At 63.7% G+C, this 226-nt stretch carries 1 protein-coding gene; it reads right to left on the reverse strand.

Annotated elements, in window-relative coordinates:
• Positions 1-226, reverse strand: a 226-nt coding sequence (locus G5A07_RS21880) for a hypothetical protein (protein WP_191864033.1), incomplete at both ends; no start/stop codon positions are given.

The raw sequence follows: 226 nt of genomic DNA on the forward strand, positions 1-226 counted from the left end.
GGAGAACAGCTTGGGTTCCAGCTCGCTGATAGAGTGGCCGCAGACCGGGCAGGCGAAGCGCGCCGAGAAGATGATCTCCTCGACATCCTCGTCCTCGTCCATCGGTGCTACCAGGGCGATACCGTCGGCCAGGGACAGGGCGGTCTCGAACGACTCGGCCAGGCGTTGCTGGAGGTCCGCGCGAACCTTGAAGCGGTCCACCACCACATCGATGCTGTGCTTCTTC

Origin of the sequence: Stenotrophomonas sp. AS012628, assembly GCF_010608305.1 — a bacterium.
Lineage (GTDB): Bacteria > Pseudomonadota > Gammaproteobacteria > Xanthomonadales > Xanthomonadaceae > Stenotrophomonas > Stenotrophomonas geniculata.